At 63.6% G+C, this 23,936-nt stretch carries 16 protein-coding genes, 3 tRNA genes and 3 rRNA genes; 12 read left to right on the top strand and 10 right to left on the bottom strand.

Annotated elements, in window-relative coordinates; all coding sequences use genetic code 11:
• Nucleotides 1-38 precede the first annotated feature (38 nt).
• From HALRU_RS00930 to HALRU_RS00920, 3 genes are all read left to right on the top strand, one after another.
• Nucleotides 39-317 carry a hypothetical protein gene (locus HALRU_RS00930; RefSeq protein ID WP_148680579.1) on the top strand — a complete coding sequence of 93 codons (279 nt, stop codon included), beginning with the start codon at nucleotides 39-41 and terminating at the stop codon, nucleotides 315-317.
• 92 nt (nucleotides 318-409) lie between these two features.
• On the top strand, nucleotides 410-1,342 hold the full coding sequence (locus HALRU_RS00925) for an ABC transporter ATP-binding protein (RefSeq protein WP_015299537.1): 933 nt from the start codon (nucleotides 410-412) through the stop codon (nucleotides 1,340-1,342).
• Nucleotides 1,339-2,223, top strand: coding sequence for an ABC transporter permease (locus HALRU_RS00920; RefSeq protein WP_015299536.1), 885 nt, complete (start codon nucleotides 1,339-1,341; stop codon nucleotides 2,221-2,223). Before HALRU_RS00925 ends, HALRU_RS00920 begins: the two co-directional genes overlap by 4 nt.
• On the opposite strand, the gene HALRU_RS00915 is transcribed toward HALRU_RS00920, so the two are convergent.
• A complete protein-coding gene (locus HALRU_RS00915) occupies nucleotides 2,220-4,775 on the bottom strand; it encodes an efflux RND transporter permease subunit (RefSeq protein ID WP_148680378.1) in 2,556 nt (851 codons plus the stop codon). The genes HALRU_RS00920 and HALRU_RS00915 overlap by 4 nt on opposite strands.
• Before the next feature lie 232 nt (nucleotides 4,776-5,007).
• Between HALRU_RS00915 and HALRU_RS00910 the strand changes: the two genes are divergently transcribed.
• On the top strand, nucleotides 5,008-5,649 hold the full coding sequence (locus HALRU_RS00910) for a helix-turn-helix domain-containing protein (RefSeq protein WP_015299534.1): 642 nt from the start codon (nucleotides 5,008-5,010) through the stop codon (nucleotides 5,647-5,649).
• A 62-nt stretch (nucleotides 5,650-5,711) separates the two neighbouring features.
• On the opposite strand, the gene ligA is transcribed toward HALRU_RS00910, so the two are convergent.
• Nucleotides 5,712-7,943: an NAD-dependent DNA ligase LigA gene (gene ligA, locus HALRU_RS00905; RefSeq protein ID WP_015299533.1), complete on the bottom strand. Its 2,232-nt coding sequence runs from the start codon at nucleotides 7,941-7,943 to the stop codon at nucleotides 5,712-5,714.
• A gap of 87 nt (nucleotides 7,944-8,030) precedes the next feature.
• A complete protein-coding gene (locus tag HALRU_RS00900; protein ID WP_015299532.1) occupies nucleotides 8,031-8,492 on the bottom strand; it encodes a VOC family protein in 462 nt (153 codons plus the stop codon).
• Between the two features lie 92 nt (nucleotides 8,493-8,584).
• On the opposite strand from HALRU_RS00900, the gene HALRU_RS00895 reads away from it, so the two are divergent.
• Complete coding sequence (locus HALRU_RS00895) at nucleotides 8,585-9,382, top strand: aldo/keto reductase (protein ID WP_015299531.1); 798 nt, start codon at nucleotides 8,585-8,587, stop codon at nucleotides 9,380-9,382.
• 40 nt (nucleotides 9,383-9,422) lie between these two features.
• Here the strand turns inward: HALRU_RS00895 and HALRU_RS00890 are convergent, their stop codons facing one another.
• Nucleotides 9,423-9,839 carry a thiol-disulfide oxidoreductase DCC family protein gene (locus HALRU_RS00890; protein WP_007701737.1) on the bottom strand — a complete coding sequence of 139 codons (417 nt, stop codon included), beginning with the start codon at nucleotides 9,837-9,839 and terminating at the stop codon, nucleotides 9,423-9,425.
• Nucleotides 9,840-10,000: 161 nt separating this feature from the next.
• Here HALRU_RS00890 and HALRU_RS00885 point away from each other — a divergent pair, with 161 nt between their 5' ends.
• From HALRU_RS00885 to HALRU_RS00870, 4 genes are all read left to right on the top strand, one after another.
• Nucleotides 10,001-11,626, top strand: a complete 1,626-nt coding sequence (locus HALRU_RS00885) for a tryptophan--tRNA ligase (RefSeq protein ID WP_015299530.1) — start codon at nucleotides 10,001-10,003, stop codon at nucleotides 11,624-11,626.
• Nucleotides 11,627-11,723: 97 nt separating this feature from the next.
• Entirely contained in the window at nucleotides 11,724-12,422 is a 699-nt protein-coding gene (locus tag HALRU_RS00880; protein ID WP_015299529.1) for a DUF7119 family protein, read from the top strand.
• A gap of 27 nt (nucleotides 12,423-12,449) precedes the next feature.
• A tRNA-Lys gene (locus HALRU_RS00875) sits at nucleotides 12,450-12,523 on the top strand.
• 421 nt (nucleotides 12,524-12,944) lie between these two features.
• Nucleotides 12,945-13,511 carry a metal-dependent hydrolase gene (locus HALRU_RS00870; protein WP_015299528.1) on the top strand — a complete coding sequence of 189 codons (567 nt, stop codon included), beginning with the start codon at nucleotides 12,945-12,947 and terminating at the stop codon, nucleotides 13,509-13,511.
• Nucleotides 13,512-13,660: 149 nt separating this feature from the next.
• On the opposite strand, the gene HALRU_RS00865 is transcribed toward HALRU_RS00870, so the two are convergent.
• On the bottom strand, nucleotides 13,661-15,124 hold the full coding sequence (locus HALRU_RS00865) for a YjiH family protein (RefSeq protein WP_015299527.1): 1,464 nt from the start codon (nucleotides 15,122-15,124) through the stop codon (nucleotides 13,661-13,663).
• 190 nt (nucleotides 15,125-15,314) lie between these two features.
• Between HALRU_RS00865 and HALRU_RS00860 the strand changes: the two genes are divergently transcribed.
• Nucleotides 15,315-16,016 (top strand): class I SAM-dependent methyltransferase, encoded by a 702-nt coding sequence (locus tag HALRU_RS00860; RefSeq protein WP_015299526.1) that lies wholly within the window; start codon nucleotides 15,315-15,317, stop codon nucleotides 16,014-16,016.
• 382 nt (nucleotides 16,017-16,398) lie between these two features.
• Here the strand turns inward: HALRU_RS00860 and HALRU_RS00855 are convergent.
• From HALRU_RS00855 to HALRU_RS00835, 5 genes are all read right to left on the bottom strand, one after another.
• Nucleotides 16,399-16,474 (bottom strand) — tRNA-Cys (locus HALRU_RS00855).
• A 198-nt stretch (nucleotides 16,475-16,672) separates the two neighbouring features.
• Nucleotides 16,673-16,794 (bottom strand): 5S ribosomal RNA (gene rrf / locus HALRU_RS00850).
• 117 nt (nucleotides 16,795-16,911) lie between these two features.
• Nucleotides 16,912-19,831: ribosomal RNA gene (locus HALRU_RS00845) — 23S ribosomal RNA — on the bottom strand.
• A 228-nt stretch (nucleotides 19,832-20,059) separates the two neighbouring features.
• A tRNA-Ala gene (locus HALRU_RS00840) sits at nucleotides 20,060-20,131 on the bottom strand.
• Between the two features lie 117 nt (nucleotides 20,132-20,248).
• Nucleotides 20,249-21,722: ribosomal RNA gene (locus HALRU_RS00835) — 16S ribosomal RNA — on the bottom strand.
• Together the 16S, 23S and 5S rRNA genes with 2 tRNA genes alongside form the textbook arrangement of a ribosomal RNA operon.
• A 1,052-nt stretch (nucleotides 21,723-22,774) precedes the next feature.
• Between HALRU_RS00835 and HALRU_RS00830 the strand changes: the two genes are divergently transcribed.
• Together HALRU_RS00830 and HALRU_RS00825 are read left to right on the top strand one after the other, a co-directional pair.
• Nucleotides 22,775-23,152 carry a winged helix-turn-helix domain-containing protein gene (locus HALRU_RS00830; protein ID WP_015299525.1) on the top strand — a complete coding sequence of 126 codons (378 nt, stop codon included), beginning with the start codon at nucleotides 22,775-22,777 and terminating at the stop codon, nucleotides 23,150-23,152.
• Nucleotides 23,149-23,442 carry a DUF7521 family protein gene (locus HALRU_RS00825; protein ID WP_015299524.1) on the top strand — a complete coding sequence of 98 codons (294 nt, stop codon included), beginning with the start codon at nucleotides 23,149-23,151 and terminating at the stop codon, nucleotides 23,440-23,442. The genes HALRU_RS00830 and HALRU_RS00825 overlap by 4 nt, the downstream gene beginning before the upstream one ends.
• Nucleotides 23,443-23,936 lie beyond the last annotated feature (494 nt).

Raw genomic sequence — 23,936 nt, 5'->3', positions numbered from 1 at the left:
CCGACAGACTCACCACGATGGCTGGCCAACCGCCGGTCATGACCGAAGCCGACGACGAGACCGTCCGCTGCTGGCTGGTCGAACGAACGTTCGACGATCGAAATCTCGTGACGCTCGTCTACGCGACGCCCGATGGGGAACGCTACCAGCGCAAGGAGCGCAGTGCAACCAGTTTGCAGGGCGACAATGCGGCGACGGCAGCGGTCGATATCGAGGTGGCCGATCTCGAACCCGTCCCCGACCCCGAGACGCGAGAGCGATACGCGACAGAGGCGAGTCGCGTCGCCGAATCGACGGATCCGGACGAACTGATCTAGTACGGCACGTGACAAAAGCCATCCTGTTGGTACCCCGTGAGAATTACACACGAGTGACAATACTTTTGTTCGACGGTTACTATCTGTGAGATATGGCAACGATAGCAATCGACGGCGTCTCGAAACGGTTCGGTGACGTCGTCGCCGTCGACGACCTCTCCCTGTCGGTCGAATCGGGCGAGGTCTTTGGCTTTCTGGGGCCGAACGGCGCCGGAAAGTCGACGACGATCAACATGGTCCTCGACTTCGTCAAGCCGACGAGCGGGTCGATCTCCGTCCTCGGAATGGATGCCCAGCGCGAGAGTAAGCAGATTCGAAAGCGTATCGGCGTCCTGCCCGAGGGCTATCAGACCTACGATCGCCTGACCGGCTACCAGCACCTCGAGTTCGCCATCCGGTCGAAAGGCGTGAACGACGATCCCGATGCCCTCCTCGACCGCGTCGGCCTCGATCCCGCGGACGCCGACCGCAAGGCTGGCGGGTACTCGAAGGGGATGGCCCAGCGCCTCCTCCTCGCGATGGCCCTGGTGGGCGACCCCGATCTCCTGATCCTCGACGAACCCACGACCGGGCTCGATCCCAACGGCGCGCGGGAGATGCGCGAACTCGTCCTGGAGGAGGCCAACCGCGGCGCGACGGTCTTCTTCTCGAGTCACATCCTCGAACAGGTCGAGGCGGTCTGCGACCGCGTCGGCATCGTTCGTGAGGGACAGCTCGTCGCCGAGGACACCATCGAGGGACTGCGCGATTCGGTCGGCGGGGGTGAGACGCTCCGGATCGAACTCGACCGCGCAACGGACGAGGCAGTCCAGACGGCCCAGCGGGTCGACGGTGTGACGTCGGCCTCGATCGATCGCGACGCCTCGACCTCCGCACTCGTCGTCTCGACGAGCGGTTCGAAGACAGCCATCCTCTCTGCGCTCGAGGACGAGGGCTTCGTCGTCGAGGACTTCTCGACGGAGGAGGCCTCGCTCGAGGAGGTCTTCCATGCCTACACGACCGACAAAGCGGAGGTGACGGCATGAGCTACGCTGCCGTCGCCCGGAAGGACTTCTCGGACGGCATCCGCTCGCGCATGTTGTGGGGCCTGATGGCGCTGTTCCTGCTCGCCGTCGGTGGGATCACCTACCTGTTCGTCGATTCGGCCGGCGCGGCGGAGTTCGGCACCGGCGTCGAGCGCAAACTCGCCGTGGGGCTACTGTTCGTCATCTCGGCGATGCCGGCGATCGCCTTCCTGGTGCCGTTGACCGGTCTCGTCGTCAGTATCAAGTCGATCTCCCGCGAGCGCGACCTCGGAAGCATCAAGATCCTTCTCTCGCTGCCTCACAGCCGCCTGGAGGTCCTCGTCGGCAAATTGATCGGTCGGTCGGGCCTGCTAACGATCGCGATCCTCGCCAGCTTCGTTCCGAGCGCGATCCTCCTGATGGTACAGTTCGACGCATTCCCGCTGTTCGAACTGTCAGTGGTGACGGGGCTGACGATCCTGTTCGGCATCGCATTCGTCGCCGTCGGCATCGGCGCCTCCGCGCTCGTCAGCACGGAGTCGCGCGCGACCCTGGTCGGCATCACGATCTTCATCCTGTTTTACGCCTGGCAGGCCATCTTCTCGTACGTCAACAGCCGGCTAGAACTACTCAGTGGCGATGCCGCAGCATTCGTCTATCGGTTCGATCTGTTCAACGTCTTCATGGACATGCTGCTCGCCGTCTTCTCGCTGCGATACGAGGAGCTGCCGAATACGTCGGTCGTCGGCGAAGGCCAGAACGTCCTCTCGAACCCCGACCAGTACCAGGGGCTCGAACAGCCGTTCTTCCTCCAGCACTGGTTCGCCTTCGTCATCCTCGCGCTCTGGGTCGCGGTCCCGGTCGCGATCGGCTACTGGCGCTTCCAGCGCGCCGATCTCTAGCTCGGATCCGCCCCTTTCCCGACGACCTGCACCCAAACGACCAGCAGGCTCGGGAGTACGAAGACGCTCGCCAGAAACGCGTACCCGATCGTCAGTGCCGTGATGAGACCGAACGACTGGAGGAACGGCAAGATCGCGACGAGCAAGACCGCGAACCCGCTCGCGGTCGTCGCAGCACTCGACAGCAAGGCGCCGCCAGTCCCGGTGACGGTTTCTCGCAGCGCCGACGCGGTCGAGTTCGCACTCGCGAGTTCCTGAACGAATCGTTCGGTGACGTGCAGGCTGTAGTCCACGCCGAGACCGATCGTGAGGCCGGTGATCATGCCGGTGACGATGTTGAACGGGATGTCGAGCAACGCCATCGTCCCGAGCACCCACGTCAGCGTGGCGGCGACGGGGGCGATGGTCACGACACCGAGCGAGGCGCTCCCCTCGGTAACGCGGTAGGCGACTGCGAGGGCGACGAGTACCGACGCGAGGGCAACGAACAGGCTCGTGAGCGCCGTCTCCGCGAGTTGATCAGCCGTGAGCCGGTTTACGACGCCATCACCCGTCGCGATCGCGTCGACGCCGTCACGGTCGGCATCGGCAGCGATCGAGTCCAGCAGGTCCTGAACGGCCACGTCGGCGGCACTTCCGTCGACGGTCACCACCATCCGGAGTGCCTCGTAGTCCCCGTCGTCGCGGTGAACGACGTTCGACGCATCGTCGGGAGCGACCCGGTAGAGAGCGTCGTAGACGGCAGTGACGTTCCGATCGGGGATGCCATCCCCGTCCACGTCTGCGGCCGAGTACGTCGCGGCAAACGATTCGTTCGCGGCGGCGACGCGGTCCATCACCGTAATCGGGTCGGTGACTGCGGGTTCGCCGTCGGCGTAAGTCGCGGTCACCGGCCCGTCGCGAGCGGTAGCGCGTGCCGCATCGAGGCGCTCTAGCGTCGCTGGATCGGTGACGTCACCGGTGAGCAGAATCGACGCCGTCGTATCCCGCCTGACGAAATCCGCTTCGAGCGTGTCGATCGCCCGCTCGGCCGTGTAGGTCCCCGGTGCGATCGGCTCGGGCAGGTCTTTCACCCAGTCGTCGGGATCCTCCGCCAGGAAGTCGGACTGCTCGAAACTGGCGTCGACCGTCGTCGCGCCGTAGGCCCCAACGCCGCTGACGACGAGCGCGACGACGATGACGGCCGCGGGCGCCCGCGTCGCGAGCGTCGCACCCACACCGAGAAGGCGACTGATCGACCCGCCACCGGTTCCGACCGCCGGTTTCACTCGATCGACGCCGTGGCGTTCGAGCAGGCCGTCGAGTTCGACCTTCAGTGCCGGAACGAAGAGGCCGAAGACTGCCAGCGTGGCCACGATACCGATCGCGCTGACGAGCCCGAGATTTCGGAAGATTGCGAGCGGGCTCGCGAGGTTCGAGAGGAAGCCGATGACGGTCGTGGCCGTCACGTAGACGAGTGCGACGCCGACACTCCCGAGCGCCGCGGCCATCGCGCGACTGGGGGCGACCTCGCCGGACGGACGGGCCTCACGGTAGCGCATGACGACGTGGAGGCCGTAGTCGATCGAAAGCCCGATCAGCAGGACGAGGACGACGATAAACGGCTGGCTGAACGGGATACCGAACCAGCCCATCGTACCGAACGTCCACACGAGAACGAGGCCGATCCCGGTGAGCCCGAGCAGGATGTCGAGGAGGTCGCGGTAGACGACCACGAGGACGATCAGGACGAACGCGACGGCCAGCGGCCCCACGAGGAGTACGCTGTCGACCATCGAGTCGGTGATCTCCGTGGAGACGATCCCGTCACCGTAGACGAGAACCGTCAGTGAGCCGTCGGTCGGAGCCAGGTCCTGCATGGCCGTCTGGGACGCTTCGAGCTCGTCCGGTGCAGCACCTGGGGCGAACGAACCGCCAGGCGTCTCCTGCGTGACCACCAGTAGCGTCGCGTTCGTCTCGGTCGTTCCCGGCTCGTAGTAGTCGGGCAGGAGTGTGAGCGCCTGCGACGATCGATTCCCGTCACCGGCGAGGACGTCCCCCACGAGCCGTTCGACCTCGTCGTCGGAGAGCGACCGGAGCGCATCGAGTCGAGCGTCGATGTCGGGCGCTCGCTCGCCGTCCGCCGACGACGCACTCGCATCGGAGGGCGCCGTCCCGTCCTGCGTGGCGTTCGCCGGATCACGTTCCTCACTGATCGCCGCGGTCGCGACCAGGGTTGCCACGCTTCGGGTCTCGACGAGCGTCTCGTCGACCGTTTCGTCGTCCCGCAGGGAACGTTCGTACTCGAGCATGGCGACGAGCGTCTCTCGATCGAGGACGTTCTCGTCCCGGACGACGACCTGTGCGGTGGTGGTTTCCGACCCGTCGGTGGAGAAGTTCGCCTCGACGTAGTCGAGGGCGTCGGCGGCCTCGTCGTCCGTCTGGAACTGATCGAGTGACAGCGAGCGCTCGACCATCGGCACCCCGGCGCCGATCACGGCCGATGCAACCAGCATACCCACGACGACGAGGCGCGCGTTCTCGGCGACGAAACGGGGAATCCCCGCCATCATCTGCAGACCACCCGACGAACGGTGAGACGGCCCCGCCGCGATAGGTTCGGACGGTCGAACCCATTCTCGGGCCACAGCCCCAGTACCGTCCCGACCGGACGCGAAACGAATGCGCTCATTACGATTGTAGAGGGCTGGCGTCCGGGTAGTCGAACGGGCGAATATCAGAGAGTGTTGCTAACATATTCGAAGGTGGCGTTATTCTTCGGCGAATCGTACGCCCAGACACTCGATGCCTCACGCGAAACTGACGATCGACCTCCCCGCGCACACCTGGATCGGTGAACTCTCGAGACAGCACCCGGCCGTCGTCTTCCGGGTCGTCACCGGCATTCCGGGTGACGACGTCGGGATCGGCCTCGTCCGACTCGTCGCGAGCGACCCGCTCCCGATCATCACCGACATACAGGACCGCGAGACCGTCGAACGGCTCGAGCTCCTCTGGAAGCACGACGACGAGGCGCTCCTCCAGGTCGAAACGACGAATCCACTGCCCCTCTTGCCCGTCTGGCGCGCCGGCGTGCCGCTCGAGATGCCGTTCGACATCCAGGATGGACAGGCGACGTGGGAGGTGGCGACCTCGCGGAGCCGGCTCTCGGCGCTCCGAACCCAACTGGAGAACCTCGGCATCGGGTTCACCATCGAGCACGTCCGCGAGATCGACACGAGCCAGGCCGACCGGTTGCTCACCGATCGCCAGCGGGCGGTGCTCCGGGAGGCAGTCGAAGCGGGCTACTACCGGACGCCACGCGAGGCGACGCTCGGCGACGTCGCCGACCGACTCGGGGTCGCCAGCTCGACGGCCAGCGACGTGCTCCACCGCGCGGAGGATCACGTCATCCACTGGTTCGCCGAAGAACACATGTCGGGCTGACGAGCAGGGGCGAACGTGCGCCACACCTTCGACGCCGCGCCGTCGACTCCCGCGAGCTCGACCTACGCGACCTCGATGCCGTTCTCTACGAGCAGCTCCGTGAATTCAGCCTCGTCGATCACCGGGACGTCGTTTTCCTCGGCGTCCGTCTGCTTCGAGGCGCCAGCGTTCTCGCCGGCGACGAGGTAGTCCGTGTTGCCGGAGACGCTGCTCGTCGCGTTCGCGCCGTGGGCCTCGACGAGGTCCTGGGCGTCGCCCCGCGTCCAGGCGTCGAGCGCGCCGGTGAAGACGAAGGTGAGCCCGTCGAGTTCGTCGCCACCCGCCTCGATAGCCGCGGCCTGTGGCGAGACGTGCTCGAGAAGTTGCTCGACGACGGCCGCGTTAGCCTCGCTCGTGAAGAAGTCGTGGATGGCGCGAGCGACCGTCTCGCCGACCTCGTCGACTGATTCGAGGGTCTCGGGCGAGTCGATCGCCGCCTCGCGAACGGCCGCGAAGGTCTCGAACTCGCGAGCGAGTTCGCGGGCGGTCGTCGGACCGACCAGCTGGATGCCGAGCGCGGAGAGGAAGTCCGGCAGTGGCGGTTCGCGCGCGTCCTCGAGTTCGGCGAGGAGGTTGTCGGCGCTGGTCTCGCCCCAGCCCTCGAGGGTCACGAGATCCTCACGATCGAGTTCGTAGAGGTCCGCGACCGTCTCGAGGAGGCCGGCGGCGACGAGCTGGCGGACGCTCTTCTCGCCCAATCCTTCGATGTCGAGCCCGTCGTCCGAGGCGTAGTATTCGATCGAGCGCCGGCGCTGGGCGTCGCAGGCCAGCCCGCCGGTGCAGAAGGCCATCGGCCCGTCGCGCTCGAGGTGGCTCTCACAGACGGGGCAGGTGTCGGGGAGCTCCCAGTGTCCGTCGCTTCCCTTCTCGACGACCTCTGCGACGTAGGGGATGACGTCGCCGGCGCGCTGGACGCGGACGGTGTCGCCGACGTTGACGTTCTTCTCGGCGATCTCGGAGGGGTTGTGCAGACTGGCTCGCGAGACCGTCACCCCGCCGACGTCGACGGGGTCGAGCAGGGCGACAGGCGTGGCGCGACCAGTCCGGCCGACCTGCACCGCGACGTCCTGGATCGTCGTCACCTCGGCGCGGGCGGGGAACTTGTACGCGTAGGCCCACCGGTCGTGGCGGGCGGTGGTGCCAAGGGCCTCGCGCGACGCGTACTCGTCGACCTTGATCACGACGCCGTCGATCTCGAAGGTCAGGTCGTCCCGGCGGTCCAGGAGGTCGTCGCGATAGTCGATCGCGGCATCGATCGATTCGACGCGTTCGACCTCCTCGGTGACCCGAAATCCCCAGTCGGGAAAGCGCTCCAGGGCCTCCGTGTGGCGCTCGATGCCGTCACTCGAGTCGAGCACCTCGAAGAAAAAGACCGAGAGCGGCCGCTCGGCGACGATCGATGGGTCGAGCTGGCGGATCGTCCCCGCCGTCGCGTTGCGCGGGTTCGCGAAGGGCTCTTTCCCCTGTTCGATGCGCTCGCGGTTGTGTTCCTGGAACGCGTCCTTCGGCATGTAGACCTCGCCGCGAACCGCGAGGAAGTCGGGGTAGTCGCCGCGGAGGCGCTGCGGGACGGTGCGAATCGTCCGGGCGTTCTTCGTCACGTCGTCGCCCTCCTGGCCGTCACCGCGGGTCACCGCCCGGACCAGCCGGCCGTCCTCGTAGACGAACTCGATCGAGACGCCGTCGAACTTCGGCTCGCAGACGTAGCCGAGATCGGCGTCGACGTCGGTGCTACCGGCCGCGGCGGTGTCGCTAAAGTCAGACAGGGTCGCGGTTCCGTCGTCGGCACCGGCACTATCGACGGCGCCGATGTCGGACGTGCCGTCGTCGGCAGCCGTGTCAGTGGTCGAGCCGACGCCCAGTTCCCGTCTGACCCGCTGGTCGTACTCACGAACGTCGTCGACCTCGCCGCTGGCGTCGATCGAGAGCATCGGCGAGACGTGCTCGACCGTCTCGAACGCGTCGACCGGCTCGCCGCCGACGCGGTTCGTCGGGCTGTCGGGGGCCGATCGGTCGAAGTGATCTTCGAGCACTTCCAGCCGAGAGAAGAGCGCGTCGTAGGTGCGATCGGCGATGGCCGGGTCGCCCTCGACGTAGTATCGGCGGTCGTGCTCGCGGATGGCCTCACGCAACAGTTCGATCTGGCGGTCGGCCTCGGACTCCTCGATGTCCGCAACGGGCCGGAAGTCGGTCGGCGGCTCCCGGAGGTAGGGGTTCTCGCCGTCGGCGGCGAGGGGTTCGTCGTCGGCACTCATTGGCGGGTCTTGGAACGGGGGGTCGGTAAACGTGCTGGGTTAGGGACGCTCGACGGGCGCTATCACCGTCGGCACGGAACGGCCCGTTCACTCCGGCCCGACGACCTCGACCTTGATCCCTTCCGGATCCTCGCAGTAGAGCGCGTAGTACCCGCCCGCGTACGGGTGGCGATCCTCGTAGAGCACTGTCGCGTCGGCGCGCTCGCGAACGCCGGCGGTGATCGCGTCGACGTGCTCGTTCGAGGCCGCGTGGAAGGCGACGTGATTGAGTCCGGCCGCCCGACGATCGAACGGGTGGTCGGCGGCAACCGCGTCGTCGGCCGCGACGAGCACGACGTAGGTCGGGCCGTTGATCCACGACCGGCCGCCGGCCCAGTCGTTCTGTCTCTCGTAGCCGAGTTCGCCCAGGAGCCAGCCCCAGAAGTCGATCGACGCCTCGAGATCCGAGGCGTAGAGTTCGAGGTGATGCAACTGGCCGGCGCGGTCGGGATCGCCGTGTCCTCCGTCCCCGGTGGCCGTATCGGGCGCGTCGGAACCGTCGGGAGCCATACGAACGATGCTGCCGGTTGTCGCAAAAACCTGTCGCGGCCTCGATTGCCGCTTTCCCGAGACGGGAGTGTCGGGACCGCGTCCACCCGCGTATGACCGCACGAATTCCACAGCCGGGCTTCGGCACGTCGGGCCACGAAGGCGCCGAGTGCACCGAGAACGTCGTTCGCGCGCTAGAAGCGGGCTACCGCCACGTCGACACCGCACAGATGTACGACAACGAGGACGCCGTCGGCGACGCGCTCGCACAGGCGGACGTCGACCGCGAGGACGTCTTCCTCGCGACGAAGGTCAAACCGGAGAACCTCGGGGGCGAGGACGTCGTCGAGTCGACCCAGGAGAGCCTCGACCGGCTCGGCGTCGACGCCGTCGACCTCCTGTACGTCCACTGGCCGCTCGACGCCTACGAGCCCCAAGACACTCTTCCCGCGATGGACGAGGTTCGCGACCGCGGGTGGGCGCGTCACGTCGGACTCAGTAACTTCGACGTTGCCCACTTAGACGAGGCCCGCGACATTCTCGACTCGCCGGTCGTCGCTCACCAGGTCGAGTGTCACCCGTGGCTCCAGCAGGACGAACTCGTCGCGTACGGACGCGATCACGACATCACCACCGTCGCCTACTGCCCGATCATGCAGGGTCGCGCCGACGAGGACGAGACGCTCACCGAGATCGCCGACGCCCACGACGCCACGGCCCACCAGATCGCCCTGGCCTGGCACCACCAGCGCGACGGCGTCGTCGCCATCCCGAAGGGAAGCGGCGACCACGTCGAGGCGAACCTCGGAGCGAGCGAGATCGACCTTTCCGACGAGGAAGTGGCACGCATCGACGACATCGACCACGAGGAACGACTGGTCGACCCGGACGCCGCTGTCTGGAACCGGTAAGCGTCGCCTGAGTGGCGACTAGCGTGTGAAGACCGCCACCTTATTCCAGAAATCGGGCACCGACGTCGCCCTCGGGGATCTCACAGCGGTCTTTCTTCCCGAAGAGGCGATAGCGGTTGTTCGCGACGAGGTCGTAGACGGTGTCCCGGAGCACTCGGGGGACGTACCGAAACGGCGAGAGCAGACGATACAGGCCGCCGAGTCGGCTGGCGATCCGGAGCACGGCACCGGACTTGACGTAGGCCGCCTCGCCCTCGACCAGCACGATCGATTCGAGTTCGTCGGTTGGGAGGTCGTGTTTGGAGAGGAGTTCGCGACCGACGTCTGACTGCAGCGAGGCGAAGTAAAACTCCCCCTCGTCGTCCCGCGGCGCGATGAACTGGACGAAGCCGTTACAGAGGTTGCAGACGCCGTCGAAGAGGACGACCGGTGCGCCGTCCGGAACCTCTGTCGTCATTACTCGAACGTAGGGACGCTCGCCAGTAAGGCGTTCCGGTCGGAGACAGGCGATCGCTTCCCGGATGGCGACTGATGGGAGCGATTGATATGGGACGATTGCGGCACCGGGGAGCCCCCGACACGAAGGGTTTTTCGTCCGCCGGGACGCGGACAAAGCTAATGAGCGAGGACGAACGGTCGAGACGCGGTGGGGACGGCCTCACCGACGGTGGGGCGCCGAGTGACCACGTCGAACTGGCCGCAGATGGCGGTGTCGAAACCGACGACGTCGACGATGTCGTCCTCGATCCCTGGGGTGCGGCGAGCGTCTCCGACTACCGCAAGCTCTTCGAGGAGTTCGGCATCGAGGAGTTCGACGACGTCCTCGCGGACGTGCCGAACCCGCACTACCTGATGCGCCGGGGCGTCATCTTCGGCCAACGCGAGTACCGTCCCGTGATGGACGCCCTCCGTGAGGGCGAGGAGGCGGCCGTCCTCTCGGGATTCATGCCGACCGGCGACCCGCACATCGGCCACAAACTCGTCTTCGACGAGATCATCTGGCACCAGGAGCAGGGCGCCGACGCGTTCGGGCTGATCGCCGACCTCGAGGCCCACGCGGCGCGGGACCTCTCCTGGGACGAGATCGACGAACACGCCCGCGACTACCTCCTCTCGCTGCTCGCACTCGGATTTGACCCGGACGAGGGGGAGCTCTACCGGCAGTCGACCAACCGCGCGGTCCAGGACCTGGCCTTCGAACTCGGCATCGAGGCCAACTTCTCCGAGCTGGGATCGATCTACGGCTTCGACGGCGAGACCGACGTTTCGCACATGCAGAGCGTCGTCACGCAGATGGCCGACATCCTCTATCCACAACTCGACGGGCCGAAACCGACCGTCATCCCCGTCGGCCCCGACCAGGATCCGCACGTCCGCCTCGCACGAGACCTCGCCTCCCGGATGCGCTACTTCGGCGTCACGGAAGCGTACGCGAGCTTCGAGGCCGACGACGCGGAACTCGTGGTTCTCTCCCAGGCCTACGACGCCCGCGAGGAGTACGCCGAGGATCCCGACCAGCCACGATGTACCGAGGCAGCCGAGTGGCTTCGCAACGAGGGCGGCGACCGGCTCGACGCCTCGGAGACCGAAGGAGCACTCGAACGCGCGGCCGACTCGCTCGAGAACGCCGGCATGGAGCCGCTCCGCCCGCGAACCCGAATCGTCAACCGACGCGGCGACGACGAGGCATTCGAGGCGCTGATCGACGCCGTGGATGGCGAGAAACGCGTCTTCGAGGAACACATCGACGCCTTCGACCTCAATCTCGAGACCGCCGAGGAACTCGCTCGCGAGGTCGAGGTCGACCAGGGCGGCTACGGTTTCCTCGCCCCGTCGTCGATCTACCACCGCTTCATGACCGGCCTCACCGGCGGGAAGATGTCCTCCTCGATCCCCGCGAGCCACATCTCGCTGCTCGACGACCCCGAAGACGGCTACGACAAGGTGAAAGCCGCGACGACTGGCGGACGGGAGACGGCCGAACTCCAGCGCGAACTCGGCGGCGAGGCTGACGAGTGCCCCGTCTACGAACTCTACGCCTACCTGCTCGCCGGTGACGACGACGAGTTCGCGACGCGCGTCTACGAGGAGTGCGTCGGCGGTGAACGGCTCTGTGGTGGCTGCAAGGAACAAGCAGCCGAGTTGATGAAGGAGTTCCTAGCCGAGCACCAGGAAAAGCGCGCCGAAGTCGAAGAGCTGCTCGACGCCGCCGACATCGAACTCGAATCGCCCCGACGCGGCTAAACAAACCCCGGTGCGAGACGATCAGCCTCGCTCCAGTCGAGACACGTTCTGCCACCATAGGATCCCTTTTCCGACTGCTATTCGTTCGAAGTAACACATGCCAGACGGCCCAGGCGACGAGGGAAGCGAGCACGCTCCCGAAGGTCGCACTCCACAGCTCCCAACCGATCGCGAGTCGCCGGTCGGCGAGCCGGTCATCAGGGGCGACGAAACGGTCACCGGCGAGCACGCGAGTGATGCCGTCCAGTTCGATCCCGACGACCCGGCGAGTGTCGACGAAGCCGCCGACGTCGTCCGTGCGTTCGCCACGGCCGACGGCGTCGACCACCTTCGGATGCTCCGCGGCGCAGCCGCCTGCGCGGCACTGGTTCGTGGCGTCGGCTCGTACACCGCTGCTGCCGACCGCGCCGGTGGGGACGTAACCGTCTCGTTCGTCCGCAAATGGGCCCGCGTCCACGACCTTCCCCGAGCGGTCCGCACCCAGGTCGCCCGCGGCGAGATCGCGCCGTCCGCCGCCAAACACCTCGCCCGCATCCAGGGGTCGGACCGCTTTCTCCTGGCGTGGACGACGATCGACGCCGAGCTGTCAGTCCGTGAGGTTCGACGGATCACGAGCGACGTCGCCGACGGAACAGCGCTCGAGACGGCGCTCGCCGAGCGCGACATCCCGCTCGGGACGATCGAACTCGACTTACCCCCCGATAGCTATCGAGAGCTTCGCCGGCGGGCCGCTCTCGAGGGTGTCGACCCCGGCCAACTCGTGGCCGACGCCCTCCGGACGGACAGAAACGTTTAACCGCGACTCACCGGAATACCAATTCGAGGGCCGGTAGCTCAGTCCGGCAGAGCGTCTGGCTTTTAACCAGACGGTCGCGTGTTCAAATCGCGCCCGGCCCGCTTCTGCTCCGAGCGAAACGCGAGGAGCGAAGCGACCATAAGCGATTTGAAGGAGACGAGTCGCAGCCCGCACAGCCGAGCGAAGCGCGGTTCGGAACGAAGTGAGAACCGCGATACGAACGGTGAAACCGTGAGTGAAGCGAGGCGAGCAGGACCGTCTCGGCGTAGTTCACAATCGCGCCCGGCCCGTTTTCCTGCGAACGGACGTGAGCAGTGAAAACGACACGAGCGATTTGAAGGAGGCCAGAAAGGCGCAGCGAAGCGAGCATTTCTGGACGTTGTTCACAATCGCGCCCGGCCCGTTTTCACGTCGTGAGCAATCTCGCGAGCGACGTGTATCGAATCTGGCGTCGCTGACCCGCGGCGGCTGGTGAGCCGAGTCACGTCGGTTAAGTACGCGTCGCCCGTCGGCCCAGACAGAATGTGGCCACTCGGACACGCCGCCGTCGCGTACCTCTGCTATACACTGTCCCGTCGGGGGCGGGCGCTCCAGCCACCAGCCGCAGCGCCGGTGGTCGCCGTGCTCGTCGGGAGTCAGGTACCGGACCTGCTCGACAAACCACTGTCGTGGTACCTGGGGATGTTACCGACGGGACGATCGCTCGGCCACTCGTTTCTCTTTCTCGTCCCCCTGGCCATCGGAGCGCTGCTACTCGCCCGGCACGTCGGCCGTCGGGAGGTCGGATTCGCGTTCGTTCTCGGAATGCTCTCTCACCCGATTATGGACATCGTCCCCGTGCTCTGGCGAGAGACGTCGGTCGGCATGCTCCTGTGGCCGGTGACGGCCGTCGAACCGTACGAAGAAGGAGCGCCGACGATCGCCGACCTCCTCGCGGGGTCGCTCGGCGACCCGTACTTCCTGCTCGAGTTCGTCCTCGCGGCCATCGCCCTCGTGCTCTGGCACGGGCACGGACAGCCAGGACTCGACGCGATCCGAACGCGAGTGATCGCACGGAGGACCAACCGACGCGACGATTCGCTCGATTGACCGACGGCTCGACGCTCGTCGCTGTGGCTGCGGTGACTGGGTGAACTGGGTTTGCGGCCGTTCCAAAAGGGGATGAGCCGCTGGCTATCGATATAGAATCGAAAGTGTCCGGAAAACGACCCAATACGGCCGCGACATCGGGGAGCGACTCAGAGCAACCCGAGCGCCGCAACGAGGTGGGTGATCGCCGCGACGAGCGGGACGAGAATGATCGTTCGCATGACGAAGAGCGTCACGAGGTCGCGAAAGCGAATCGGGATGTCGCTGAACATGTCCATCATCATCGGCCCGACGGCCGAGAAGAAGATGAGCTGCGAGATCGAGAGAACGGCAATGAAGAACCGGGCCTTCGCGGCGGCCTCGGTCACCAGCAACGCGGGAATGAACATCTCGGTGATGCCGATGATCGTCGCCGGGGCGACGAGGTCGGCGTCGGGAATTCCGAGGAGGTCGATGATCGGCACGAGAGGGGTCGAGATAATGTCGAAGACGGGCGTGTTTTCGGCGATCACGACCGCGGCGAGTCCGATCGAGAGGATCGTGCCGAGGATCAATACGGCCAGTTTGAGTCCGTCGACGAACCCGCGAACCAGCGCGCCGACGATAGAACCGCCTTCCTCAGCCTTCTCGACCGCTTCGGACAGGCCAAATCGGACGTAGTCCCCCGGCGATCCGTGGAACGGCGTCTCGGGGTTCGGCGTAGCGATGTACGCGTCGGGGACGTTACTCAGCGGCGGGATTCGAACGAGGATGAACGCCGATATCGCGATACAGACGAGGTACGCGAGGAAGATGACCGGAAAGAGATCGAGCAGGTCGAGCGTCGAGGCGACGACCCCGACGAATCCGATCGACACCGTCGCGAAGCACGTGCAGATGACGAACACGTCCCGCTTCGAGTACTCACCGCGGTCGAAGACGTTTCGCGTGACGTAGAGCCCGACACTGTAGGAACCGACCCAAGATGCGACGCTATCCAGTGCCGCGCGGCCTGGAATCTTGAACAGCGGCCGCATGATCGGGCGGGAGAGGGTGCCGACAAACTCCAGCCCACCGAGTTCGACGAAGAGATTGATGAACACCGCACCGATCGGGATGATCACGGCGACGCTCAGAATGAGCGTCCCCCAGACGAGCCCACCCGTCGCCGGTCCGACGAGCCAGGCTGGCCCCACATCGAGGAACAGGACCGGCGCGAGCGCGGCGCCCACGACGCGGAAGAACCAAAACGGGATCGACGTCTCCCAGTACGAGAGTGCCAGTCGGTCGGCGACCGCATCGCCCATGGATACGAGACCGCGTTTATCAAGCTCCGCGAGCGTCGTCAAGATCCCGCCCGCTATGATGAGCGCGAGGGCGTACACGCCAGCTGCCGACGGGAACGACTCCGTGATCCAGCTGACCACGATGTCGAACGGGACGGTTACCTGCCCGTCCCACGGGACAGGAACCAGGAAGAAGACGAATCCAACCAGAAACGCGAGAAGGAACTTGGCAACCGGCCTCCTCTGAATAACTGACAGGTCGACGTCACCGATCGTTTTCGTTTTCAGGGCCGTTTCGGCGGATTCCGTCGTTTCCCCCTCACTCGACCAGACACGTTCGTCGAACATGCGGCAGTGGTGTGGTACCAAACAACTTATACGAAACACCGCCATGGGGTGGCCGGTTTATTATTGCGACTCCGTGAGCGCTCGAACGGCCCGTTCAAAAGAGAACCGAGGTGACCCGGCAACACCGCGAGGACGGCTCCGCCACCGTAGCCAGCACTGAATCTATGGAGGAGCGACCCGAATTTCGCATATGAACGGAACGGGCCCCGACACCGAACCCACGTCAGACGCCGGTACGGCGATGGCCGGCGACGAAGACGCGGCCGACATCCGGCAGGACCGCGCTGGGGCGCTCGCAGCGATCCGGGAGACCTACGACGAGCAGGCCGACGCGCTCGACCGGATGGAGTGGGTAGATCGGCTGCTCCTGGGCCGGTATCGCCGCCACTTCGAGACGGCCCACGGTCGCGTGCTGGACGTCGCCTGCGGGACGGGGACGAACGTCCGATACCTCCCGGAGACGGTCGAGTACGTCGGAATCGACGTCAGCCCCGCGATGGTTCGACGGGCTCGCGAACGCGTGAAGCAGTTCGACGATGACCACGAGGTAGCGGAGATGGATGCGGAGGCGCTCGCGTTTCCAGACGACAGTTTCGACACGGTCATCTCCTCGCTCTCGACGTGTACCGTTCCCGATCCAGTCGCTGCACTCCGGGAGATGAATCGCGTCTGTGCCCCCGACGGGCGAGTGCTGCTCGTAGAGCACGGTCGCAGCAGCGTCGAAATGCTCGGACGACTGCAAGACTGGCGGGCTGCCGCCCACTTCGAAAAACACCGCTGTCGCTGGAATCAGGACCCACTCGAGCACGTCTCTCGGGCGGAGCTGTCGGTCACCGACGCCTCAACCGCGATGCTCGGCGTGATTACCACGATCGAGGCCGAGCCGAGCTGACCCGGACAACGCGAGAGTGCAAGCCCACCTGGATCAGTGGTTCGTGAATAGTCACGGGCCGGATTTGAACCACAGTCGTTCCGCTCCGCTCCACTCCCTGGTTCAACACCACGTCTGATTCGCGCCGCTCGCGAGTTTGCTCACGGCGCAAGAAGCCACGGGCCGGATTTGAACCGGAGGAAGACGGACCGCTCGCTCCGCTCGCGGTTGCGACTTCCAGGGTCCAAACCGTCCGTGTGGCGTTCGCTCCTCACGTCCGTTCGTCACAGAAAGCCAAGGGCCGGATTTGAACCGAGATCAGACGTGCTCGCTTCGTTGCGCGCGACTGATGTGGTTCAAAACCTCGTTTTGCATCTACTCCTCACGTCCGTTCGTCGCAAGAAGCCAAGGGCCGGATTTGAACCGGCGATGGGCGGCTCTGCAGGCCGCTGCGTTCGGCCGGACTCTGCCACCTTGGCGCATCAGTACCTCTGTCGGGCATCGATTTATGGGTTCTGGTCCGCGTCGATCTACCCGACCGAACCACCTCGTCGGGAACGAGCTCATCGAGCGGGGGCAGCATGACCACTCACCCCGAGCGAACCAGGGCCCGCCAGCAGCGAGCCCGAAATGCAAAAAGCCCCACACAGCAGGTGCTGTGTGAGGCTGAATATGAGTGGAGGCGGCGAATCGGGGGTCCCAGCGGGTCTCCCACGCCAGTACTTGCCGATACGCAGGTGGGCTTAACTTCCGTGTTCGGAATGGGTACGGGTGTTGCCCCACCGCTCTGGCCGCCTTAACGCCGACTCGTGGAATCGAACCACGACCTACCTCCGAGATCGGTGGCAAAACCGTGTATACGTGTAGTCCAGTTCGCGCCTGGACCCGAACTCCGGGTCCGATCCATGCGAATTATGAATGGTGGCTCGACCGATTAGTGCTCGCGGGCTCAACACCTCGTTGCCTCGGTGCGTACACCCCGAGTCTATCGAACTCGTCTTCTACGAGTGGTCTCGGTGGCTCCTCTTTTCCAGGTGGGTTTCGAGCTTAGATGCGTTCAGCTCTTACCCCGTGGTGCGTGGCTGCCCGGCACGTGCTCTCTCGAACAACCGGTACACCAGTGGCACCCATTCGTAGTTCCTCTCGTACTATACGAACGTTCCCGTCAGGAACCGTAACACCCCCAATAGATAGCAACCGACCTGTCTCACGACGGTCTAAACCCAGCTCACGACCTCCTTTAATAGGCGAACAACCTCACCCTTGCCCGCTTCTGCACGGGCAGGATGGAGGGAACCGACATCGAGGTAGCAAGCCACTCGGTCGATATGTGCTCTTGCGAGTGACGACTCTGTTATCCCTAAGGTAGCTTTTCTGTCAGCAATTGCCCGCATCAAGCAGGCTAATTGGTTCGCTAGACCACGCTTTCGCGTCAGCGTCCGTCGTTGTGCCGGACACTGTCAGGCTTCCGTATGCTCTTGCGCTCTGTCTCGGGTCTCCGACCCGAGTGAGGAAACCTTGGGGCGCGCTCGATATCTTTTCAAGCGCGTACCGCCCCAGTCAAACTGCCCGGCTACCGGTGTCCTCCGCCAGGAGTGAGAGTCGCAGTCACTACCGGGTAGTATTTCAATGATGCCTGGGTGGCCCGCTAGCGCGGGTACCTCTGTAATGGCTCCTACCTATGCTGCACAGTAGCGACCACGTCTCAGCGACAGCCTGCAGTAAAGCTCTATAGGGTCTTCGCTTCCCCTTGGGGGTCTCCAGACTCCGCACTGGAACGTACAGTTCACCGGGCCCAACGTTGGGACAGTGGCGCTCTCGTTGATCCATTCATGCAAGCCGCTACTGAAGCGGCAAGGTACTACGCTACCTTAAGAGGGTCATAGTTACCCCCGCCGTTAACAGGTCCTTCGTCCCCTTGTACGGGGTGTTCAGATACCTGCACTGGGCAGGATTCAGTGACCGTACGAGTCCTTGCGGATTTGCGGTCACCTATGTTGTTACTAGACAGTCGGAGCGCCCGAGTCACTGCGACCTGCCCCATTGCGGGGCAGGCATCCCTTATTGCGAACGTACGGGACTAACTTGCCGAATTCCCTAACGTCGGTTGATCCCGACAGGCCTTGGCTTTCGCCGCCACGAGTACCTGTGTCGGATCTCGGTACGGACAGTGTGCTCGTCTTTTCACGGGCTCTAGGTTGACTCAACTTGCGCTGTCCTGCCGTTCGTTCGCTTCGTGCCATTACGGCTTCCACGAACTTTGACAGTTCGACCGGGCGAAAGCCCGGCTTGAGCGACCCCAAAGCGTCGACTTTTGATGCACACCGGCACAGAAATATTAATCTGTTTCCCTTTCGACTCACTCGAGTTGCGGTGAGACTTAGGACCGGCTAACCCTCAGCTGATTAGCATTGCTGAGGAACCCTTACTCGTTCGGCCGTCGGGGTTCTAACCCGACTAACGCTGCTACTATGACCAGGATTTTCGTTACCGCACGGTCCACACGAGATCTCTCCCGTGCTTCCGCCCGAACGGAATGCCAACCTACAGGATCACCACTATGGGTGGTGCCGCCAGGTCTCGGTGGTGGACTTGAGCCCCGATCATTTTCGGCGCCGCAAACCTCGGCCGGTAAGCTATTACGCTTTTCTTAGAGGGTAGCTGCTTCTAAGCTCACCTCCCGGCTGTCTAGGGCTTGCGACCACCTTCGATCGCACTTAGTCCACACTTGGGGACCTTAACCCAGCTCTGGGTTGTCTCCCTCACGGTACACAGGCTTACCCCGCATACCGGACTCCCTGCGTCAACGGCGTTCGTAGGTTCGGAGTTGGACAGGGTGGCGAACTCCTCTCGGAGGCCGGTCACCCAATCCGTGGCTCTACCCCACGAACTACCTCAGCAGAGGTCATGCTTCGACATGTTTCGGTTGGAACCAGCTGTTTCCGGACTCGATGGGCCTTTCACCCCTAGACATAGGTCACGCGAGGGTGTTGTAGGACACCAACGCTAACAGGCCTCCACGTGCCTTTCGGCACGCTTCACCTTGCCCACGCCTAGATCGTCCGGTTTCGGGTCGTGCCCGTCTGACTCCCCGCGCTTGAACACGGTGGCCCTCACGCAAAGCGCTGCGGCCGTATCGGTTTCCCTACGCCTTCCCCGATGATCGGGTTAGACTCGTCAAACAGGCACACTCCCTGGTTCGTTTTTCAAAACGTACGACGGAACACCGGCTTCCTGACCGACCTACTGGAGACTCGCGTCTCGGTCGTTTGGGTCAGGACCTTTCGTGCCCCGTCGCTCTATCGCCAACTGATTTCACGCCCTATTGCACCTCCCTTTGTGGGGTGCTTTTCAGCGTTCGCTCACGCTACTTGTTCGCTATCGGTCTCGAGGAGTGTTTAGTCTTCGCGGTCGATGCCCGCGATCTTCACGAGGGATATCCAACCCCCGATACTCTGGAGCTGACGCACAACGTACTACACTACAGTACGGGACTGTCACCCTGTTTCGTACTCCATTCCAGGAGATTTCTTGTAGTAGGTCCGATGCTGAAAGTCAGTCCGAACACCACATTGCCCGAAGGCTTCGGTTTGGACTGTGTCGGGTTCACTCGCCGTTACTAACGACATCGCGACTTGCTTTCTCTTCCTGTCGATACTGAGATGTTTCAGTTCTCGACGTTCCCTATTGCGCAAAGCAATTGCAAAGAGGATTCCTATTCGGAGATCCCAAGTTCTTCCCCTCCGTGCGGGTCCCTTGGGCTTATCGCAGCTTGGCACGTCCGTCATCGGCTCTCGAGCCGAGCGATCCACCAGCTGGCACAGTAGCCACGTTCGTCGGATCGGAAATCACGCTGTCCGAAGACAGCGATCAGTAACCCGGAGAACGGGTCCAGTGGACGCCTGGACTACACGTACACACGGTCTCATCTGCAAACGCCTGTGACTGCAGGCGTGCATTAACCCTTCCCACTCACGCTTGCGCGGAGTGGTGCATCGGTTCTTCGGATTCGATCATCGGGCCGTCCCCCACTTAAGGGGCACGATCCGCGATCGTCCGAGTCATGGACCCACTGGGATTCGAACCCAGGGCATCCTCCTTGCAAAGGAGGCACTCTCCCACTGAGCTATGGGCCCACCCCTCGATCACGAGGGGCTCTAGCCTCGACAGTTCTAAGGTGCCCGATCGGCCGAGAACGGCGATCGCGCGAAAGCGGACCAAGTGGGCTGGGGCGTCGCCCCAGTCCCGGTCTGTGGAGGTGATCCAGCCGCAGATTCCCCTACGGCTACCTTGTTACGACTTAAGCCCCCTTGCGAAGCCCAGATTCGACTGCCATACCGGCAGCCTCATCCGGACCTCACTCGGGTGCTTTGACGGGCGGTGTGTGCAAGGAGCAGGGACGTATTCACCGCGCTCTTCTGAAGCGCGATTACTACCGAATCCAGCTTCATGCGGACGAGTTTCAGTCCGCAATCCGAACTACGATCGAGTTTCGGAGATTAGCGCCCCCTCTCGGGGTGGCATCCCACTGTCTCGACCATTGTAGCCCGCGTGTCGCCCAGCACATTCGGGGCATACTGACCTACCGTTGCCCGTTCCTTCCTCCAGTTTGGCACTGGCAGTCCGCCTAATGTACCCAACCACCTCAAGGGTGTTGCTGGCAATTAGGCGTGCGGGTCTCGCTCGTTGCCTGACTTAACAGGACGCCTCACGGTACGAGCTGACGGCGGCCATGCACCTCCTCTCAGTAGCTCTAGTAAGCTCATCACACTGACCGTCACAGCTACTGTCGATGCTGGTGAGATGTCCGGCGTTGAGTCCAATTAAACCGCAGGCTCCTCCGGTTGTAGTGCTCCCCCGCCAATTCCTTTAAGTTTCATCCTTGCAGACGTACTTCCCAGGCGGTCTGCTTCACGGCTTCCCTACGGCACAGCACAGGCTCGTAGCCTGTGCCACACCTAGCAGACATCGTTTACAGCTTGGACTACCCGGGTATCTAATCCGGTTCGTGACCCAAGCTTTCGTCCCTCACCGTCGGATCCGTCTTTCCAGAGCGCTTTCGCCACCGGTGGTCCGTCCAGGATTACAGGATTTCACTCCTACCCCAGACGTACCCTCTGGATCTTCCGGTCCCAAGCCGAACAGTTTCCACCGGACGCCCGCACGTTAGGCGTGCGGATTTCCCGATGGACTTGCCCAGCCGGCTACGGACGCTTTAGGCCCAATAATAGCGGTCATCACTCGTGCTGCCGGTATTACCGCGGCGGCTGGCACCGGTCTTGCCCAGCACTTATTCTACCACCTCCTTACGGTGGTGAAAAGCGAGGACTGTATGCCCTCGCACTTGGAGTCCCCCTATCGCACTCGCGTGCAGTGTAAAGGTTTCGCGCCTGCTGCGCCCCGTAGGGCCCGGAATCTTGTCTCAGATTCCGTCTCCGGGCTCTTGCTTTCACAACCCGTACCGATTATCGGCACGGTGGGCCGTTACCCCACCGTCTACCTAATCGGCCGCAGCCACATCCTGTCGCGCCTGAACGTTTCGGGCTCGCGCCAACTCCAGGCAGCGAGCCGTATCCGGGATTAGCCTCAGTTTCCCGAGGGTGTCCCGATCGACAGGGTAGTTTGGCCACGTGTTACTGAGCTATCTGCCACGAGTCTGAACTCGTGCGACTAGCATGGCTAAATCGGACTCCAATAGCAATGACCTCCGGCAGGATCAACCGGAATGCTATTCCCCGACAAAACTGTCGGGGTCTGGCGGTGAATGGTATCGCACACTCACACATTGCGTGGTCCGTTCGGCGACCAGATCGGAACCGACCGATCGAGCGTCACCGAACTGTCGAGGCTAACATCAGATCCCATCTTAACGGCGGACCGCAGGGGTGGAATCCTCATCTCCTTCGGACGTATTCGTAATCCGTGAGAGGTACTTAACCCCTTCGGACCCGAGCCGTCCAATCACCGGCACATCCAACGCGCCGGCGATCATCCGTTTGCATTCCATCCGAGCCCTCTCGAACACTTAAGGGCAACGGATCGAGGCGCGCCGGATTTCGCAGCCGGCGACGCCATCGTGGATCCGATCCTTGACCCCGGTTGCATATAAGGGGATCGATGCCCGGTCGCCGTGACCGGGTCGGACTCCGTTACCGAGCGACGGCCGAGCCGTCGATCGAGGGCGGATGGTTCCTGCCTCCGTGCCGGAACGCGGCCGGAGGGAGTGGCGCGGTGCGCCACGTCCTTCGCATTCATTTGGAAGCCCGGGTGCCTATATAAGGCCGTCGAACGAATCGCGCTCCGGGTCCCGCTACCGTGGTACGGTTGGACACGAAACCCGAGTCATTCAGCAGTATATGAATGTGGGTGTGCATGACGACTATGGATGCCGAACCGGGTTCAACGGCGAGGCGATCGAGAGGGGCTCCACTGAGAGGCCAGCTGGTCGGGTTGCAATTGTAGCGGACAGTGGCCGGTAGTCGAAGAGAGTGTGTCGGAGAACGCATATCGCGCGGGCGGAGGTCGATCGGTCATCCCTCCCTCGCAGGTACGGTCTGATCGGATGATACCCGCGCGTGTACAACGGGGGCGCACGTGCGTAAGGCCCCTTCGTTATGCGAGATGGTTCGGTGTGGTCCAGGAGGAAAGACTCACACGGAGTCCGTGAGATCGACCCGACGAGAGGGATCCCCAGATATCACGGGTGACAGGCCGAGCGAACGTATCCAGCGGGCAGTAACCGACGCGACTATGGGCAGGGGGTGAGTAGCATGGGGCGAATGGTCCGGAACCCGTTCGGGTCCGAGGATGGCCCCTCGACCGCGGACATCTGTGCCGCTCTCGACGATCCGGACTGTCGGGAGATCATTACCGCGTTAGACGAGCCGCTGACCGCGTCGGAGATACAGACGCGCTGTGAGATCCCCCAGTCGACACTCTATCGGAAGCTGGAGCAGTTGACTGACGCCACGTTGTTGGAGGAGACGACGGAGATACGACGAGACGGCCACCACGCGAGTAAGTACATCGTCGCGTTCGACGAGGTCAGGATCAGTCTCGGACCGGACCACGAGCTCGAGGTCGCCCTCGACCGTCCCGCCCGGACGGCGGACGAGCGCCTCGCCGATCTGTGGTCGGAAGTCAGGAGAGAAACATGAGTCTATACACAGCTACCATGGAGGTAACGATCGCCCTCGCCGTCGTGAAGACGCTGGTCCTCATCGTCGGCGGCCTCGTCACCTTCTTCGCGTTGAAGGCGTATCGGCGAACGAGACAGCGTGCACTCGGCCTCCTGGCTGGCGGCTTCGGCCTGGTCACGCTAGGGCTGGCCTTCGCCGGGTTGTTGCACGAAATCCTCAACGTGAGTCTCGAACTCGGTGTGCTCGCCGAGAGTGTCCTCGTTCTGGCCGGATTCACCGTCATCGCGTACTCGCTGTACGTGCAGTGAGCGTACGGTTGGTGGATAAAACAGATATCGGCCGCAGATCGTCGGACCGGCGACATCAATCTCGAGTTCTCGGGAACGCAAAACCAAGTCGTTAGTGGAGATCCTAGTTCCACCCCGTCAGCGCCGAAGGGTGACCCAGGCCGATTTGTTCGCCCGGCGCCATTTTACCACGATAACGATCAGCACAGCCAGCCGTTGCGAGCGTTCAGTACGTCACTATACCGTCGATTAGAACCACCTGCATCGGCGCGGGTAGGAAATTAACGGTTCCAAGGCCGATTGCTACCAATATTTGGCGAGGAGAGTAGTTACGGAAGCTCACCCGTGGATACACGTGTGTATAGAACGGTCGCTATGATGAGGAAAAGTACACCCAGGATTCCGCCAGACGCTAGATTAAGCAGCTCCCCCGTGGAGGCACCGAAGTACAGGACTGGTGTTACAAATACGAGTGACAGGATCGCAATCATGCCGGCGAATCCGAGGATTCCACC

Origin of the sequence: Halovivax ruber XH-70 (assembly GCF_000328525.1) — an archaeon.
Classification (GTDB): Archaea; Halobacteriota; Halobacteria; order Halobacteriales; family Natrialbaceae; genus Halovivax; species Halovivax ruber.
Note: the sequence above shows the minus strand (reverse complement) of the source record. Positions and strands in the feature narration are given on the sequence as shown.

Bases quoted from the DNA above. Each gene is read 5' to 3' on its own strand.
- HALRU_RS00930 (WP_148680579.1), top strand. From the start codon at position 39: ATGACCGAAGCCGACGACGAGACCGTCCGCTGCTGGCTGGTCGAACGA.
- HALRU_RS00925 (WP_015299537.1), top strand. From the start codon at position 410: ATGGCAACGATAGCAATCGACGGCGTCTCGAAACGGTTCGGTGACGTC.
- HALRU_RS00920 (WP_015299536.1), top strand. From the start codon at position 1,339: ATGAGCTACGCTGCCGTCGCCCGGAAGGACTTCTCGGACGGCATCCGC.
- HALRU_RS00915 (WP_148680378.1), bottom strand. From the start codon at position 4,775: ATGATGGCGGGGATTCCCCGTTTCGTCGCCGAGAACGCGCGCCTCGTC.
- HALRU_RS00910 (WP_015299534.1), top strand. From the start codon at position 5,008: ATGCCTCACGCGAAACTGACGATCGACCTCCCCGCGCACACCTGGATC.
- ligA (WP_015299533.1), bottom strand. From the start codon at position 7,943: ATGAGTGCCGACGACGAACCCCTCGCCGCCGACGGCGAGAACCCCTAC.
- HALRU_RS00900 (WP_015299532.1), bottom strand. From the start codon at position 8,492: ATGGCTCCCGACGGTTCCGACGCGCCCGATACGGCCACCGGGGACGGA.
- HALRU_RS00895 (WP_015299531.1), top strand. From the start codon at position 8,585: ATGACCGCACGAATTCCACAGCCGGGCTTCGGCACGTCGGGCCACGAA.
- HALRU_RS00890 (WP_007701737.1), bottom strand. From the start codon at position 9,839: ATGACGACAGAGGTTCCGGACGGCGCACCGGTCGTCCTCTTCGACGGC.
- HALRU_RS00885 (WP_015299530.1), top strand. From the start codon at position 10,001: ATGAGCGAGGACGAACGGTCGAGACGCGGTGGGGACGGCCTCACCGAC.
- HALRU_RS00880 (WP_015299529.1), top strand. From the start codon at position 11,724: ATGCCAGACGGCCCAGGCGACGAGGGAAGCGAGCACGCTCCCGAAGGT.
- HALRU_RS00870 (WP_015299528.1), top strand. From the start codon at position 12,945: ATGTGGCCACTCGGACACGCCGCCGTCGCGTACCTCTGCTATACACTG.
- HALRU_RS00865 (WP_015299527.1), bottom strand. From the start codon at position 15,124: ATGTTCGACGAACGTGTCTGGTCGAGTGAGGGGGAAACGACGGAATCC.
- HALRU_RS00860 (WP_015299526.1), top strand. From the start codon at position 15,315: ATGAACGGAACGGGCCCCGACACCGAACCCACGTCAGACGCCGGTACG.
- HALRU_RS00830 (WP_015299525.1), top strand. From the start codon at position 22,775: ATGGTCCGGAACCCGTTCGGGTCCGAGGATGGCCCCTCGACCGCGGAC.
- HALRU_RS00825 (WP_015299524.1), top strand. From the start codon at position 23,149: ATGAGTCTATACACAGCTACCATGGAGGTAACGATCGCCCTCGCCGTC.